The following is a 14454-nucleotide window of genomic DNA, read 5'->3' as shown; positions in this document are numbered from 1 at the left end:
AGTTATTTCATTTATTTAGTTAGGGGTTGAGTTGATAGATATTTTTCGTAATTCAGAGATGATGTTAAGCGAGTTGAATACAGAATTGAACCATTCAATTTTTATGGATGGTGGATTAAGACTTGATTTGGTTTATGAGTGCTGTGATTTATCTATTGAGCATGGTCAAGCTATTCTGCAATTGTTAGAGACTCAGCATGATATATCTGCACTTGCATTATTTAGAGTTCAGTTTGAAGCTGTTGTTCGTGCTTACTGGCTATTAAATGTTGCTACGAACGCACAGGTACATGAGTTTGAAATCAGAAGTGAAGATGAATTATTAAAAAATGTTAAAACTCCAACAGCATCTGGAATGATTTCTCAACTAGAAAATGTAGTTGAAATTAATCATATAGTTGGTCAATTTAAAGAATTTAAATTTTATTCACTGCAACATTTACATTCAATTGTACATACTGGCCGTAATTCTTTAATACAACGTAAAGCGGGTGTGGTAAATGGTGTGCGTGAAGTTATTGTGAAACAAGTAAATGGCTTTATAGTGATGGCGGCTCAAATTTTATTGAGACATGCTGGCAAGGAAAAATATATTCATTACATTCATCAAAAATTTAGACAGTGTTTTCAAATGCAATCCGATATTAGTGATGAATATAAAGCTGCAATAGATCGCAGATATAAAAAAGCCCTCTAAAAGAGGGCTTTAAATTTAGTCTAGGGCATCTAGGCTAGGAACCATGTGTAGTAGCCCCATAGCATGAGAGGCCATGCGACAAAGGGGCTAAACAGCCATTTCCATAACCAGAATCTTGGAATAAAGCCAACACCGTGAATAAAGCCGCCAGAGATGCCAATCATGATATACATCATAGCGCGGTGGCTGTATTCACCATTGGCATCCAACATTGCTGCTGGATGGATTAATAAAACCGCTGCAAGGGGCAATGCCAACAAAAACGAGATGGCCATTGCAATTTTATTCGGCTTTTTTTCTTCTGTTGTCATTACTGCTTCAGTCATGCTTTATTCCTCATCTAAATCCTGATGGTGTTCGATGTACAGCGCACTGAGTACGCCTGCGAAACATGCCATTAAAATGCCGAGAATCCACGCAAAATACCACATAATTTTTACTCCTGAGCATAGCCTTAGTACAGGCTATGCGAATTCTCTTGGATGTGTTTTTTAGTAATAACGCCCCACATTTTGTAATAGCACCAAGTGGTGTAGCACAAGATAAGCGGTACGAAGATACAGGCAGCAACAGTCATTACTGTCAGTGTATTTTTACTCGAAACTGCGTCCCACATGGTTAAGCTTGAAACTGCATCGATACTTGAAGGCATAAGGAAAGGGAACAGAGCAAAACCAGCAGTTAAAATTGTTCCGATAATCGCTAAAGAAGTGCCAAGGAAACTCAGGCCTGCTTTGGCTTTACCCGCTGCAGCAATCACAATGAATCCACCTAGAATCGCGCAGATTGGCGCAATCATGGTAATTGGATAAGTACTGTAGTTATTCATCCAGCCTTGATTGGCATCCGTAATTACTTGCTTAGCCAATGGATTGGCAACGCCATTGGTATCAAAAGGTTGTACAAGTGTGTAGCCCTGAATGCCGCCAAAGTATAGCCAGATGCCTGCAACCAAGAAGCAGATGAGGAATACAATACCCATAATTTGTGTCGCTTTAGCAGAACGGGCACGCAGGTCGCCATCTGTACGAAGCATCAACCAAGCGCCGCCGTGAGCTGAAAGCATAGATAGGCTGACAATACCGCAAACAAGTGCAAATGGGTTAAGCAGGGCAAAGAAGCTGCCTGTATATGTTGAGCGTACTGTTTCGTCGAGCTGAAATGGTACGCCAAGGAACATATTGCCGAAAGCTACGCCAAATACCAGAGCAGGTACAGCACCGCCAATACATAGTCCCCAATCCCAAGAGTTGCGCCATTTTTTGTTTTCTAGCTTAGACCGATAATCAAAACCAACCGGTCTTAGGAAGAGGGCGAACAAAACCAGAAGTAATGCCCAGTACATGCCAGAGAAGGCAGTTGCATAGACCATTGGCCAAGCGGCAAATAATGCGCCGCCTGCTGTTATGAACCAAACTTGGTTGCCGTCCCAGTGCGGTGCAATCGTGTTGATTGCAGCGCGGCGTTCTTCATCGTTCTTTCCTACAAATGGCATGATTGCCATAGAGCCCATATCGAAGCCATCGGTGAGGGCAAAGCCAATCAGCAGTACGCCAACCAAAACCCACCAGATTATTTTGAGTAGTTCATATTCAATCATGCTTGAGTCTCCTCTTTAGCCTGTTGTGCTGCCTCAAGTTTTTCAAAATGGTATTTGCCAGTGTGAAGTGAGCTTGGGCCAAGGCGAGAGAATTTAATCATTAAGTACATTTCAATGATCAGTAATACTGTGTAGAAGGCTGCAAGGGCTAAAATAGAACCCATTACATCGCCTGCACTTAATGTAGATGTTGACAAGTGTGTAGGCAGTACTTCACCAATTGTCCAAGGCTGACGGCCTACTTCTGCTACATACCAGCCAGTTTGGGCAGCAATCCAAGGCAATGGTAGAGAAAAGAGTGCGAATTTAAGCAGCCATGGTTTGTCTTCGGCATTGCGTTTTGCTACAGCAAAAGCAGCAAGGGCGAATAACAGTAACATCAGGAAGCCAGAAGCAACCATTGCACGGAATGCCCAAAACAAGCTTGGTACATGCGGAATAGTATCTTTAGCGGCAGCTTTAATTTGCGCTTCAGATGCATCTACAACATTAGGTGTGTATTTTTTCAGCAGCAAGCCGTAGCCTAGGTCTTTTTGAGACTCAGCAAAGGCTGCTTTAAGTTCAGGAGACTGGTCGCCGGCACGAAGTTTTTCCAGCTGAGAGTAAGCAATCATGCCGTTGCGAATGCGTTCTTCATGCTGTACCAGCAAGTCTTTAATGCCAGTCACTTCTTTGGTTGTAGAGCGAGTTGCAATGATGCCCATCACATACGGGATTTTCACTGCATAATCAGTGGTCATCGTTTCTTTATTTGGAATACCGAATAAAGTAAATGGTGCAGGAGCTGGGTGAGTTTCCCATTCAGCCTCAATGGCAGCCAGTTTGGTTTTTTGCACATCACCAATTTCGTAGCCAGATTCATCACCCAGTAAAATTACAGACAATGTTGATGCTAAGCCAAAGATCGCTGCAATAGCGAAAGAACGGCGCGCAAAAGGCAAGTCACGTTTTTTCAGCATGTAATAGCTTGAAATGGCAAGTACAAATATCGCGCCTGTCACATAGCCAGCAGAAACGGTATGAACAAATTTTACTTGCGCCACTGGGTTGAAAATCAGTGCGCCAAAGTCTACAAGTTCCATACGCATGGTTTCGTAGTTGAATGCTGAACCGACAGGGTTTTGCATCCAGCCGTTGGCAACCAAAATCCAGAGCGCGGACATGTTCGAACCTAAAGCAACCAGCCAAGTCACACCTAAATGCTGTGCTTTAGAAAGGCGATCCCAACCAAAGAAGAATAAACCAATAAAGGTGGATTCTAGGAAGAATGCCATTAGGCCTTCAATAGCCAAGGGTGCGCCAAAAATATCGCCTACATAGTGTGAGTAGTATGCCCAGTTGGTACCAAACTGGAACTCCATGGTTAAACCAGTTGTCACACCTAAGGCAAAGTTAATACCGAAGAGTTTTCCCCAGAATTTGGTCATGTCTTTATAAATTTCTTTGCCGGAAATCACATACGTGGTTTCCATAATGGCGAGAAGGAAAGCCAGACCTAGAGTAAGTGGAACAAAAATAAAGTGATACATCGCAGTCATTGCAAACTGGAACCGCGATAGATCGACCACGCTTTCAGAAATCATCAACGTGTCTCCTTGATTGGGGAAGGGCTGCCAGCGATGCGCTCGGCAACTTGATTGTCAAAATTCTTGGGAATCGTTGGCGCGTCAAACCAGATATGTTTGATGGTCAGCAGCAGAGCAACCTTTATTATTAAAATTATGGTGATATCTCTGACTGCTTTTTGATTAAAATCTTTGGGTATTAAGCTCATATTTATAAGCCGTTATTTAGAACTCGTTACATATTATTATCATAAGTTCATAAAAAATAAATAGACTGAACAGTTAAAATAAAAATATATTAATAATTGTAGTAAAAACATATATTTATAAATACAAATGCTTCTTATTTTTAATAAAATAAATCAGAGTAAAACACTTGTATTTGTAATATGTAAACCTGACCATTTTGCTTGTATTTAATATTTTTAATCGGATTAAAGTGGTTGGATTTCAATAAATAACCAACTATTTTAATTGGTTTAATATTATTTTAATTTTAAAGTTAATATTCTATTAAAATAACAAAGCCAAAAAAAAGAACATGCAAGCATGTTCTTTTTAGGGGAAGATTTTTAATTTGAGTTTAGAAGTCGTAACGTAAGCCTAGAGAAAGGGCAGTTGCGTTTTTATCTGCTACCGCGCTTACGCCATTACCAAAGCTGCGGCCTTCTTTCCAAGGATTCAGCTTAGAGTTTTTATCATTTAAAACCGTTGCTAAGTTTCCGTATACACGCAATGTGCTATCCAGTTTATGCTCTAAACCAATTCCGACTAGGCTGGCATTGGCATCATTTGCATCTACATCACGGTAGAAGTATTCACCGCGTACGGCTGTTTTAGGCGTGATTTTATATTCACCCGCCAAACCAAATACTTGTGCATCCGGATTTGCTGTATCGTTGTCATGTTTTGCAATTTGATACATTGCACCTAAGTTAAATTCTTCTGTAAATTTATATGCGCCTGCAAGACGGAAGGCATCACGGCTTGCACCGCCAGCAGCATTGGCTGCATTTTCATCGTATTTTTCATATGCAGCGGCTGCATCAATCGGGCCTTTTTTATATGTTAAAGCCAAATCATATGCCTTGTTGTCATCCACACCTTCGCCATTGGCATCTTTGTCAATTTGCGTGCCTGAGTGAATAGACATTGCTGCCAATACATTGAAGCCGCCGCCAAATTTAGGTGATTTGTATTCGATGGTGTTTTCGTTACGCTCATCAAATTTCAAGTTGCCTACACGGGTCACGTTACGCACATCGCCAACCATGTCGCCAAAGAAGTTGATTGGACCGCGGGCTGCTTTAAATGGGCTGTCAAAACGGCCAACACGGGCTTGACCATAAGTTTCGCTTTTCAAGCCAACAAAAGTGTCACGTGTAGAAAAATCTACGCCTTTAGAATCAGCGCTGCCGCTCGCAAAGTTAATTTCTTGTTCGATTTGCGCAAATACATTGAGGTCATCATTAATTTTTTGATCGACTTTAAAACCAAGGCGTGATGCATTTGAAGATAAGCCAACTTCGTTATAGTCTTTGCCATCGTCTAAATAGTCTAAAGAAACATGTGCACGGCCATAAATTTTAACATCAGCAGCAGATGCCATTACTGGTGTAAGAATAGTTGCCCCGATTGCTAGTGCACAGAGTGTTTTTTTCATTTGCAGCTCCAAAAGACGAAACGTCTTATCAATTCGATATATCAGTAGCTTCGCTAAAAATAATTTCGCTATCTAATGGCGCTAAGTATTCATTACAATTAAGACACTTATATTAAGGAAATATTTCAAAAATATTAAAATTAATCAGGTGGTTAAATTGAATTTGAGTGATTGGTTAATTTATATTCTGTTATAAAATAGCGGTTTAGCGGTTCTACAGCCTAACTGTTATGAAACTGTCATATTGCTGATTTATAAAGGGAGTTTTTGCTTTATGGCAGGCCTAAAAAATGGAGCAGAAGCTCCATCTTAAATTAGTCATAGTCAGCAGCAATTTATGCTGCCGCTAAGGCTGCTTTAATTAATTCTGCCTGCGCTTTAATCTGTTCTTGATCACCCATTTTTGCCGCATGTTTACCCAGTTCGTGGACATTGGTTGGAATAAGGTGGAAATGAACATGCGGCACAGTTTGGCCTGCTGCTGTGCCGGAAAGCTGCATGAGTACAATGCCTTTTAGATTCAAAGCTTTTTCCATGGCTTGAGCCACTTTTTGCACCATTTGGATGGTATAGGCTGCTGCTTGTGGGTCAAGGTCTAAAAGGGTGACTGCTGGAGATTTTGGAATGACCAGAGTGTGACCGTCTGCCTGAGGCATAATGTCCATAAATGCAAGAACTTGCTCATCTTCATAAACCTTAATGGCTGGAAGTTCGCCACGTAAAATTCTTGCAAAAATGTTTTGATCATCATAAGCCATAGCTAAATTCCTTAAGCGAGTTTAAATTGAATGTAAGTGCGTTGAGTTATTTACAGTTCAATTCTTTCTGACGATCCTTAATGGCGTCAAGGCGCTGCTGCTCTTTTTCTGAAAATTTAGGCTTGGTTGTATAGCAATTGTCATTGCCAAACTTCGCTTTTGCTTCAGGGTCTTTAAAGCAGAATCCTTTAGATGCGTAAATGACATCATGATCATTCTTTAACTTTTGGCATTCCTGCTCATTGGCAAATGCAGTTGAAGACGCCCCAATAAAAGTTACAGCACTCACTAGAGCGGCAACAGTAAATTTGTTCATGAGAGTTTCCTCTATAAATGAAACAATATGTTTAACCACATCATCACAATATTAGGTTTAGTTATGATTATTCAATGGCGACTCATTACTCGATTGTAATTTTGCTCCATAATTCGTACATTTTTACAGCACTGGAGAAATCGCTATTGGGCTCAGCTGTATCATTTGCCGCCTGAATCAGACTTTGTGTTAAGCCGATAATGGGCGCAGATAATTTTGCCTGCCGCACCAAGTCTACAGCAATTCCAGTATCTTTGGCTAATAACGGCAGGGCAAAGCTTAGCGGAAAAGCGCGGTTCATCACACGCTGAGGTAAAATAGTTTCTGTGGCATTGCTTTTGCCGCTGGAAGCATTAATACAATCCAGCGCTTCAGTTAAATTTACACCATGCGCTTTAAGGGTCAGCGCACCTTCTGCAGCGGCACAAAGATTTACAGCCATTAACATATTGTTTACAGCTTTGACTGCAAAGCCTGCACCAGATGCACCCACATGTTTAATCAGTTTGCCGACAGCCTGCATGGCGGGCAGCGCTTTTTCAAAGGCTTGCGGATCGCCGCCAACCATAACGGTTAATGTGGCATTTTCTGCGCCAATGGTTTGTCCACTGACAGGCGCATCAAGGTAATCAATGTTTTGTGCTTTGAGCAATGTTGCAAGCTTCTGTGCAGATTCAGGTACGCCGCTGGTGCAATCCACCCAAATGGCCCCCGATTTAATCTTTAAGCTGGAGATTAACGCTTCAACATCAGCACTGGTGGGTAAGCAAGAGAAAATAATATCAGCCTGAGCGGCCTGTTCTAATTCTACGGCTTGAGTGCCATATTCAGCTGCATGCTGTTTTGCCTTATCAAAATTGCGGTTCCAGACATAAACGGTGTCAAAGTGTTTAGGCAAATGCGCCGCCATACGGTAGCCCATTGCGCCCAAGCCAATGAATGCAGCTGATTGAATCATGATGTATCCCTAATTTTGTGTTTCTAATAACGTTGATCTTTGTGCTAGCCAAGTGGTCAGTTTGGGCCAAAATTCATTGGCGCTTTTTTGACTCGACATAAGCCCCAAGTGACCGCCAGGGATCAAAGTAAACGTGACATCTGGACTGCTTGTCAATTCGCCTAAGGGCCTGCTGGCTTCTGCAGTGACAATTTGATCGCTGGAACCTGCGCCAATCAATAAAGAGCAGTTAATATTATTTAATTCGATAACTTTATCTTTTAACTGAATAACGCCTTGTTTTAGCGGATTTTGCAGCCAGAGATTGAGCACCATGTCCTGATTAATGCCGCCGGGGTAGTCAATCATGTTATTCAGAAAGTCACCCATGGTGGCGTGTTCATAAGTTGTTTGAGTATCGGCAAGATTAGAGAGAAACTGCTTTTGGCTCACAATCCAGCCTCTAGGGTCTAAAATTTTAAAGCCCAAGGCATTTAAAAGCCCTGGGGTATGAATCATGCGTTTAGGAATTTTCCCTTGATATATAGTCTCTTGTACAGATTTGCTGCGTGAAATCAATTGATTGATATTGCTGAATAATTTGCCGACTCGCCCAGAGGCGTAGCTGTCAATTGGGCTGCCCATCACCATTAAATTTTTAACGTGTTCAGGCTGATGCAGGGCGGTATATAAAGTGACGAAGATGCCTGCCATGCTCCAGCCATGCAAGGAAATCTCACAGCTGCCAGCGTGCTGGCTGATACGGTCAATACAATGCGGAATAGCATCATCAATAAATGACATGAAATTTAAAAAACGGTCCTGATAATTCAGTTTAGTCCATTCCAGTAAATACACATCAAAACCGCTGTGCTGAAAGTGCTTCACCAAAGATCTGTAAGGATATAGGTCGTAAATCGCCATATTGATCGCAAGAGGGGCAACAAAGACCAAGGGTTCTGCATATTTTCTGTCGGGTGAGGCGTAATAGCGGACACGGCAAAATTTGTATTCTTCAATGACTTCATAGGCTGTGGTCTGTGACAGCACCAGTGATTTTGCATTAAATACACGTGCAGACAGGTGCTTGAGTTTCTTTTGCTGGCTAAGCAGGCTTTTTTTCAAAGGTTGCATATTGGTTGCTGGCCTATATCCTTGCAGGTTTGATCGAAGTCTAAGCGATATTTGCTTATTATGCCTTGACCTGAAATAGCATAGACGCTCAAAATGTTGGCAATTCTTCACAAAAGGCAGTCCAAAGAGACTGAGCAATGCAGATGAGCCAACAAGACGATTTCGAATACCAGTTAGACACTTTAGCAATCCGTACAGGCCATAACCGTACTTTTGAAGGTGAACATAGTGAGCCAATCTTCTTAACATCGTCTTTTGTATGCGAAAGCGCGGCTGATGCTGCCGCTAAATTTTCCGGCCAGATTGAAGGCAATACCTATTCACGCTATACCAACCCTACAGTGCAGGCATTCGAAAAACGCTTGGCGGTTTTAGATGGCGCTGAAGCAGCTGTTGCAACCAGTTCAGGTATGGCAGGCGTGCATGCGGTGACTTTGGCGTATTTGAAATCGGGTGATCATGTTGTTTGCTCACGCGCCGTCTTTGGCTCAATCATTTCGTTATTTGAAAAATATGTCATCAAGTTTGGCGTAGAAGTCACTTTTGTCGATTTAGAAGATTTGGATGCGTGGAAACAGGCAATCCGTCCAAACACGCGTTTATTGTTTATTGAAACACCATCAAATCCATTGGCTCAGATTGGTGATTTAAAAGCAATTGCAGATATCGCACATGCGAATAACGCTTTGTTTGCAGTGGACAATACTTTCTGTACACCTGTTTTACAGCAGCCGATCAAATTTGGCGCAGATTTAATTATCTATTCGTCAACCAAATATATTGATGGTCAGGGCCGCGCTTTAGGCGGCGCTGTTGTGGGCAGTGCTAAATTAATGGAAGACATTACCGGTGTGATTCGCACACTGGGTAATTCGATGAGCCCATTCAATGCGTGGATTTTCTTAAAAGGCTTAGAAACTTTAAGCTTGCGCATGAAAGCGCATTGCGCCAGCGCGCAAAAATTAGCTGAATGGCTGGATGCACATCCAAAAGTAGAAAAAGTTTATTATGCTGGATTACCAAATCATCCTGGTCATGAATTGGCGAAGAAACAGCAAAAAGGTTTCGGCGGTGTAGTATCCTTTGTTGCCAAAGGTGAGCGTGAAGGCGCGTGGACCGTGATTGACAATACACGCTTCCTTTCAATCACCAGTAACTTAGGTGATGTCAAATCAACGATTACGCATCCAGCTACAACTTCACATGGCAGAATGTCAGCTGAAGCGAAACAAGCTGCAGGAATTAGCGAAGGTTTAATTCGAGTATCTGTTGGTTTGGAAGATATTGATGATATTATTCGCGATATCTCGCGCGGTTTAGATTTAATCTAACTGAAATTAAGTAAATTTATAAAGTTTTTATGTTCGGAGTATTTTTATGAACATTAATATGTTGATGCAGCAAGCACAGCGCATGCAAAAAGATGTGGAAAGCAACATTAAAAAGGCGAAGGAAGAACTTGCGCAAACTGAAGTGCATGCAGAAGCTGGCGGCGGTTTAGTGAAAGTTACAATGACTTGCCGCAATGTTGTAAAACGTATTGAGATCAATCCTGAATTGCTTCAAGACGATGCAGACATGATTGAAGACTTGATTGCAGCGGCGATGAATGATGCAGCGCGTCAAGCCGAAGCAATTTCAGAAGAAAAAATGAAATCAGCAAACTCAGGTATGGGCTTGCCGCCAGGTCTTGCTGGTTTATTCTAAGGAATAGCATTGCATGTTTAGTGATCGTTTTGATCAACTTGTTCAGGCATTGCGTATTTTGCCAAGCGTTGGGCCTAAATCGGCTCAGCGTATGGCGCTGCACCTCATCATGAAAAATAAAGAGGGAGCTGTAGGTTTGGCGCATGCGCTAAACGAAGCGACTAGTTATATTCATGAATGTTCAATTTGCCATTCTTTAACTGAAGATGAAGTCTGCAATATCTGCGTCTCACATGAACGAGATGATGAGATTCTTTGCTTGGTCGAATCGCCAGCTGATGTTATGGCCATTGAGCAGAGTGGCAGTTTTCGCGGTAAATACCATGTTTTAGGTGGGCATCTTTCGCCCTTAGACGGTATTGGCCCCGATGAGATCGGCATTCCTTATTTGCTGCAGCGCTTATCTGACGGTAAGGTGAAAGAAGTGATTCTTGCGACCAATGCCACAGTTGAAGGCCAAGCCACAGCGCATTATATTGTAGAAGCAGCCAAACATTTGCCTGTGCATATGACTCGGATTGCTCAAGGTGTTCCGCAAGGCGGAGAACTTGAATATGTAGACAGTCATACCTTGAGTCAAGCGGTGCATAACCGGATGCGTATGAAATAGTTTTACAATAAAAAAGTCATTTAATAATAGTTTTTATCTATTAGTGGGTGACTTTTTAACTTAAAAAACAACTATAATCGAAAACGAATAGTGAATATATTTTATTTTTTATCGATAAATATATTATATCGGGTAATATAGCCGAAAAGAGCATTAGCCAAAGCTTCATCATCTATGTATCAATTTATCCATCAGCAGACAGATCTGCAAAATGTACTCCAGCACATGGATCAAAGTTCAATTTATGGACTGGATACCGAATTTATTAAAGTGGATACTTTGTGGCCAAAATTAGGCGTTTTTCAAATAAATGTTAATGGAAAAGTCTACTTATTAGATGGTACATCACTAGATTTATCTGCATTTTGGCAAAAATTATTCAGTGCAGAACAAAATGTATTTCATGCCTGCGGTGAAGACATTGATCTGATTTACTACTATGCACAGCAAAAATCTTTAAAAAATGTCTTTGACACTCAAGTCGGCATGTCCTTTTTAGGGCACGGCTTGCAAGTCAGCTATCAAAATGCGCTGAAAATGATGCTGAACGTGGATATTGAAAAAGATCAGACCCGTTCTGACTGGCTGGCGCGTCCGCTTAGCCCAGAACAATTAATGTATGCTGCCAATGATGTGGAATACATTATGCAGCTGTCAAATAAAGTCAAAACGGAATTGTCTGAAAAACAGCTGCTGGACTGCGTATTGGAAGATTGCCGTAACTTAACGCATGAAATTGGTGAAGAAACGCCGCTTGCACAGCTTTATCATGATGTGGGCAATTACCGTAATTCCCGCCGTCAATTGATGCAGCTGCAGCATTTGGCAGTTTGGCGCGAGCAGATGGTGAAAGCGCTGAATCAGCCGCGCAGTTTCATTCTTAAGAATGCAACAATGCTGGATATGGTAGAGCAGAATCCGCGCAATCATTTTCAGCTTAGTTCTGTCAAAGGCATTCGTCCAAATATTGTGCGCGAGCATGGTAAGACCATTTTAGATTTACTCAAGTTTTTGCCCGAACAGGAAGAATGGCCGCTGCGCATGGCGCGTCCTATCCGCCATTCATCTAAAGATATTACAGATCGGGTGGAGCAAGTCATTGCAGATGTAGCTACAGATATCGCTGTGCCTAAAGAAGTGTTGATGCGGAAAAAATGGCTGAACGCGCTGTATCAGCATGTGGTTTTCCATAATGATGAACAGGATTTACCGGGTTATTTACTGGGCTGGCGCTATGAAGTACTGACCAAACCCTTGATTGAAGTGCTGCATTCTGATGAATCCTATTTATCAAAACAGATGAAAGTGATGGATTGAATCTGAAAAGAATTGATTAAAGATTTAGCACTTATACAAATTCACGACTGATGCGTTAATAATCACTAATGTATCAGTCTTTTTTTTGTTGTATGCTTTCCCTTGAGTTTTATGAGTACCGATTCAAAATGCATTGTTCTATCTACAAATCGAGCAAAAAAGATGAAATGTATATCTACGTTTCACGTCCTGCTGAAAATGAAACTGAAGATTTCAATCCTTTAGAAGTATTGGCTGAGCCTGTTCGTGTCGCTTTTGGCCGCGCAACATTTGTAATGCATTTGGAACTCAGCGAGTCACGTAAATTATCGCGTGTGAATGTAATGCATGTGATGGATTCAATTGCAACGAAGGGTTTTTTCCTGCAAATGCCTCCAGAAGGTTTGATTAATCCAAATGCAGCTGAGCCTGAAGGCTTGCGCGGCGCTTAATTGTTTTCAGGAGTTGTGAAATGAATGGTTTATGGGCTGTGCTGGACTCAATTCCTGAAGATAGTATTGCAATTACGGTTTATCTGGTTGGAAGCCTGATTATTTTGGCCAGCTGGTATTCAATTGCCAAGCGCTTGCCAAAACCATTCGGCGGCGTTAGCTGGATGATCGTATTTGCTGTACTGGCTACACCAACAGTATCGGAAGGCACTAATGCTTCAGTTGCGCCAGCTATTTTTGGTTTGCTGTTTGGTTTATTAACCAAAGACCAGCCTTTGGTCTGGACTAATCTTTCTCTGATTTTATTTGTGATCGGTATTGGGTTTGTGATTGGATTCTTCTGGTCAAAATTCAATGCGAATAAAGGTCACGCTACACTAAACAAAAAAAGTTCACCGCTTTAAAGTAAAACAATAAGGGTTCGTATGTCTGTTGATGCTCAACACTTTTCTGGTACAGATCAGTACATTGCGACTGATGGTCTTAAACTTGCTGTCAAGGCTGCCCGCAGTCTGCAAAAACCGCTCTTGGTTAAAGGGGAGCCGGGCACGGGTAAAACGCTGCTTGCAGAGCAAGTCGCGCAAAGCTTAGGCTTAAAGCTGATCACATGGCATATTAAGTCGACGACCAAAGCACAGCAGGGCTTATATGAGTATGACGCCGTATCGCGTCTGCGAGACAGCCAGCTGGGTGATGACCGCGTCTATGACATCAAAAACTACATTAAGCCGGGTAAGCTGTGGGAAGCATTTACCAGTGAAGAGCGCTGTGTATTGCTGATTGATGAAATTGATAAAGCAGACATTGAGTTTCCAAACGATTTACTGCATGAACTCGATAAAATGTCGTTTTATGTGTATGAGACAGGCGAAACTATCACAGCGGTTCAGCGTCCGATTGTGATCATTACCTCGAATAATGAAAAAGAGCTGCCAGATGCATTTTTGCGCCGCTGCTTCTTCCATTATATTGAGTTTCCTGATGAAGCCACCATGCGTGAAATTATTGATGTGCATTTTGAAAATATTTCAAATACCTTGGTTTCAGAAGCACTGCAAATTTTCTTCAAATTGCGTCAAATTCCGGGCTTGAAAAAACCGCCTTCAACATCTGAATTGATTGATTGGCTGAGCTTATTGATGGCAGATGATATGCCTGAAGATATTTTGCGTAATACGGACAAATCAAAATCAATTCCGCCTTTATATGGTGCGTTGATTAAAAATGAACAGGATGTGCAGCTGCTCGAGCGTTTGGCATTTATGTCACGCCGTTAAGTTTGCTGTACAGAAATAACAAAGCCGCCGATGAATTATTGGCGGCTTTGTTGTATTGAGCTATTGAATTGAATGAAAAATCAATTTCAAAGAGCACTACAGCTCTCAGTAAAAACAAGGACAATTAAGGATGAGATAGCAATTTAAAAGAAGCTGATGTTTTATATTGTTCAGCTTATTCCTTGGTTTGTCAGGCACTATTCATATCAAATGCTGACAATGCGCAACTTCCAGAAGTTGCTATGTGTGAAATAGCCGTGGAAATAACTCATCTGTTGCAGCAATATGCCAGCGAACTAGTCATTGAAAATAATGGTGCTACAGTCGAAAATACTGTGCAAATACCTTAAATGATCTCCAGCGCAGTACAGAGCGGTATAAAGGGCTGCTGCAGTTAGATTGCGCATCAGATGTCCATCTTTGATTTAAGGTTAATGTAATT

At 41.6% G+C, this 14454-nt stretch carries 18 protein-coding genes; 8 read left to right on the top strand and 10 right to left on the bottom strand.

Annotation, left to right across the window (positions count from 1 at the left end):
• Positions 1 to 31 precede the first annotated feature (31 nt).
• Positions 32 to 697 (top strand): DUF6988 family protein, encoded by a 666-nt coding sequence (locus B9T34_RS12095; RefSeq protein WP_086213376.1) that lies wholly within the window; start codon positions 32 to 34, stop codon positions 695 to 697.
• A gap of 29 nt (positions 698 to 726) precedes the next feature.
• On the opposite strand, the gene B9T34_RS12090 is transcribed toward B9T34_RS12095, so the two are convergent.
• From B9T34_RS12090 to B9T34_RS12045, 10 genes are all read right to left on the bottom strand, one after another.
• Positions 727 to 1023, bottom strand: a complete 297-nt coding sequence (locus B9T34_RS12090) for a cyd operon YbgE family protein (protein ID WP_086213375.1) — start codon at positions 1021 to 1023, stop codon at positions 727 to 729.
• Between the two features lie 3 nt (positions 1024 to 1026).
• Positions 1027 to 1128, bottom strand: coding sequence for a cytochrome bd-I oxidase subunit CydX (gene cydX, locus B9T34_RS12085; protein ID WP_002120988.1), 102 nt, complete (start codon positions 1126 to 1128; stop codon positions 1027 to 1029).
• A gap of 23 nt (positions 1129 to 1151) precedes the next feature.
• Positions 1152 to 2297, bottom strand: coding sequence for a cytochrome d ubiquinol oxidase subunit II (gene cydB, locus B9T34_RS12080; RefSeq protein WP_086213374.1), 1146 nt, complete (start codon positions 2295 to 2297; stop codon positions 1152 to 1154).
• Complete coding sequence (locus B9T34_RS12075) at positions 2294 to 3880, bottom strand: cytochrome ubiquinol oxidase subunit I (protein ID WP_086213373.1); 1587 nt, start codon at positions 3878 to 3880, stop codon at positions 2294 to 2296. The genes cydB and B9T34_RS12075 overlap by 4 nt, the downstream gene beginning before the upstream one ends.
• Entirely contained in the window at positions 3880 to 4071 is a 192-nt protein-coding gene (gene cydP, locus B9T34_RS12070) for a cytochrome oxidase putative small subunit CydP (RefSeq protein WP_086213372.1), read from the bottom strand. Before cydP ends, B9T34_RS12075 begins: the two co-directional genes overlap by 1 nt.
• Before the next feature lie 374 nt (positions 4072 to 4445).
• Complete coding sequence (locus tag B9T34_RS12065; protein WP_086213371.1) at positions 4446 to 5525, bottom strand: porin; 1080 nt, start codon at positions 5523 to 5525, stop codon at positions 4446 to 4448.
• A 335-nt stretch (positions 5526 to 5860) separates the two neighbouring features.
• Positions 5861 to 6283: an HIT family protein gene (locus B9T34_RS12060; protein ID WP_086213370.1), complete on the bottom strand. Its 423-nt coding sequence runs from the start codon at positions 6281 to 6283 to the stop codon at positions 5861 to 5863.
• Positions 6284 to 6329: 46 nt separating this feature from the next.
• The gene (locus B9T34_RS12055; RefSeq protein WP_086213369.1) at positions 6330 to 6599 is read right to left on the bottom strand and encodes a YARHG domain-containing protein; all 270 of its coding nucleotides are present in this window, start codon (positions 6597 to 6599) and stop codon (positions 6330 to 6332) included.
• A gap of 85 nt (positions 6600 to 6684) precedes the next feature.
• Positions 6685 to 7557 carry an NAD(P)-dependent oxidoreductase gene (locus B9T34_RS12050; RefSeq protein ID WP_086213368.1) on the bottom strand — a complete coding sequence of 291 codons (873 nt, stop codon included), beginning with the start codon at positions 7555 to 7557 and terminating at the stop codon, positions 6685 to 6687.
• Positions 7558 to 7566: 9 nt separating this feature from the next.
• Complete coding sequence (locus B9T34_RS12045; protein WP_086213367.1) at positions 7567 to 8670, bottom strand: alpha/beta fold hydrolase; 1104 nt, start codon at positions 8668 to 8670, stop codon at positions 7567 to 7569.
• A gap of 143 nt (positions 8671 to 8813) precedes the next feature.
• Here B9T34_RS12045 and B9T34_RS12040 point away from each other — a divergent pair, with 143 nt between their 5' ends.
• From B9T34_RS12040 to B9T34_RS12010, 7 genes are all read left to right on the top strand, one after another.
• Positions 8814 to 10001 carry an O-succinylhomoserine sulfhydrylase gene (locus B9T34_RS12040; RefSeq protein WP_086213366.1) on the top strand — a complete coding sequence of 396 codons (1188 nt, stop codon included), beginning with the start codon at positions 8814 to 8816 and terminating at the stop codon, positions 9999 to 10001.
• Positions 10002 to 10047: 46 nt separating this feature from the next.
• Entirely contained in the window at positions 10048 to 10377 is a 330-nt protein-coding gene (locus B9T34_RS12035) for a YbaB/EbfC family nucleoid-associated protein (protein ID WP_086213365.1), read from the top strand.
• Positions 10378 to 10390: 13 nt separating this feature from the next.
• A complete protein-coding gene (gene recR, locus B9T34_RS12030; protein ID WP_086213364.1) occupies positions 10391 to 10987 on the top strand; it encodes a recombination mediator RecR in 597 nt (198 codons plus the stop codon).
• 174 nt (positions 10988 to 11161) lie between these two features.
• Entirely contained in the window at positions 11162 to 12304 is a 1143-nt protein-coding gene (locus B9T34_RS12025; protein WP_086213363.1) for a ribonuclease D, read from the top strand.
• A gap of 128 nt (positions 12305 to 12432) precedes the next feature.
• Complete coding sequence (locus B9T34_RS12020) at positions 12433 to 12735, top strand: YcgL domain-containing protein (RefSeq protein ID WP_086213362.1); 303 nt, start codon at positions 12433 to 12435, stop codon at positions 12733 to 12735.
• A gap of 20 nt (positions 12736 to 12755) precedes the next feature.
• Positions 12756 to 13139 (top strand): hypothetical protein, encoded by a 384-nt coding sequence (locus tag B9T34_RS12015; RefSeq protein ID WP_086213361.1) that lies wholly within the window; start codon positions 12756 to 12758, stop codon positions 13137 to 13139.
• Between the two features lie 21 nt (positions 13140 to 13160).
• Entirely contained in the window at positions 13161 to 14012 is an 852-nt protein-coding gene (locus B9T34_RS12010) for an AAA family ATPase (protein WP_086213360.1), read from the top strand.
• The last annotated feature ends 442 nt before the right edge of the window (positions 14013 to 14454 follow it).

The sequence above is a fragment of the Acinetobacter sp. ANC 3813 genome, from assembly GCF_002135435.1.
GTDB lineage: Bacteria > Pseudomonadota > Gammaproteobacteria > Pseudomonadales > Moraxellaceae > Acinetobacter.
Note: the sequence above shows the minus strand (reverse complement) of the source record. Positions and strands in the feature narration are given on the sequence as shown.

What these genes read in the sequence shown, in the direction of transcription:
- B9T34_RS12045 (WP_086213367.1), bottom strand. Translation starts at nt 8,670, where the DNA reads ATGCAACCTTTGAAAAAAAGCCTGCTTAGCCAGCAAAAGAAACTCAAG.
- B9T34_RS12015 (WP_086213361.1), top strand. Translation starts at nt 12,756, where the DNA reads ATGAATGGTTTATGGGCTGTGCTGGACTCAATTCCTGAAGATAGTATT.
- cydB (WP_086213374.1), bottom strand. Translation starts at nt 2,297, where the DNA reads ATGATTGAATATGAACTACTCAAAATAATCTGGTGGGTTTTGGTTGGC.
- cydX (WP_002120988.1), bottom strand. Translation starts at nt 1,128, where the DNA reads ATGTGGTATTTTGCGTGGATTCTCGGCATTTTAATGGCATGTTTCGCA.
- B9T34_RS12075 (WP_086213373.1), bottom strand. Translation starts at nt 3,880, where the DNA reads ATGATTTCTGAAAGCGTGGTCGATCTATCGCGGTTCCAGTTTGCAATG.
- B9T34_RS12010 (WP_086213360.1), top strand. Translation starts at nt 13,161, where the DNA reads ATGTCTGTTGATGCTCAACACTTTTCTGGTACAGATCAGTACATTGCG.
- B9T34_RS12065 (WP_086213371.1), bottom strand. Translation starts at nt 5,525, where the DNA reads ATGAAAAAAACACTCTGTGCACTAGCAATCGGGGCAACTATTCTTACA.
- cydP (WP_086213372.1), bottom strand. Translation starts at nt 4,071, where the DNA reads ATGAGCTTAATACCCAAAGATTTTAATCAAAAAGCAGTCAGAGATATC.
- recR (WP_086213364.1), top strand. Translation starts at nt 10,391, where the DNA reads ATGTTTAGTGATCGTTTTGATCAACTTGTTCAGGCATTGCGTATTTTG.
- B9T34_RS12020 (WP_086213362.1), top strand. Translation starts at nt 12,433, where the DNA reads ATGCATTGTTCTATCTACAAATCGAGCAAAAAAGATGAAATGTATATC.
- B9T34_RS12055 (WP_086213369.1), bottom strand. Translation starts at nt 6,599, where the DNA reads ATGAACAAATTTACTGTTGCCGCTCTAGTGAGTGCTGTAACTTTTATT.
- B9T34_RS12060 (WP_086213370.1), bottom strand. Translation starts at nt 6,283, where the DNA reads ATGGCTTATGATGATCAAAACATTTTTGCAAGAATTTTACGTGGCGAA.
- B9T34_RS12090 (WP_086213375.1), bottom strand. Translation starts at nt 1,023, where the DNA reads ATGACTGAAGCAGTAATGACAACAGAAGAAAAAAAGCCGAATAAAATT.
- B9T34_RS12035 (WP_086213365.1), top strand. Translation starts at nt 10,048, where the DNA reads ATGAACATTAATATGTTGATGCAGCAAGCACAGCGCATGCAAAAAGAT.
- B9T34_RS12040 (WP_086213366.1), top strand. Translation starts at nt 8,814, where the DNA reads ATGAGCCAACAAGACGATTTCGAATACCAGTTAGACACTTTAGCAATC.
- B9T34_RS12025 (WP_086213363.1), top strand. Translation starts at nt 11,162, where the DNA reads ATGTATCAATTTATCCATCAGCAGACAGATCTGCAAAATGTACTCCAG.
- B9T34_RS12050 (WP_086213368.1), bottom strand. Translation starts at nt 7,557, where the DNA reads ATGATTCAATCAGCTGCATTCATTGGCTTGGGCGCAATGGGCTACCGT.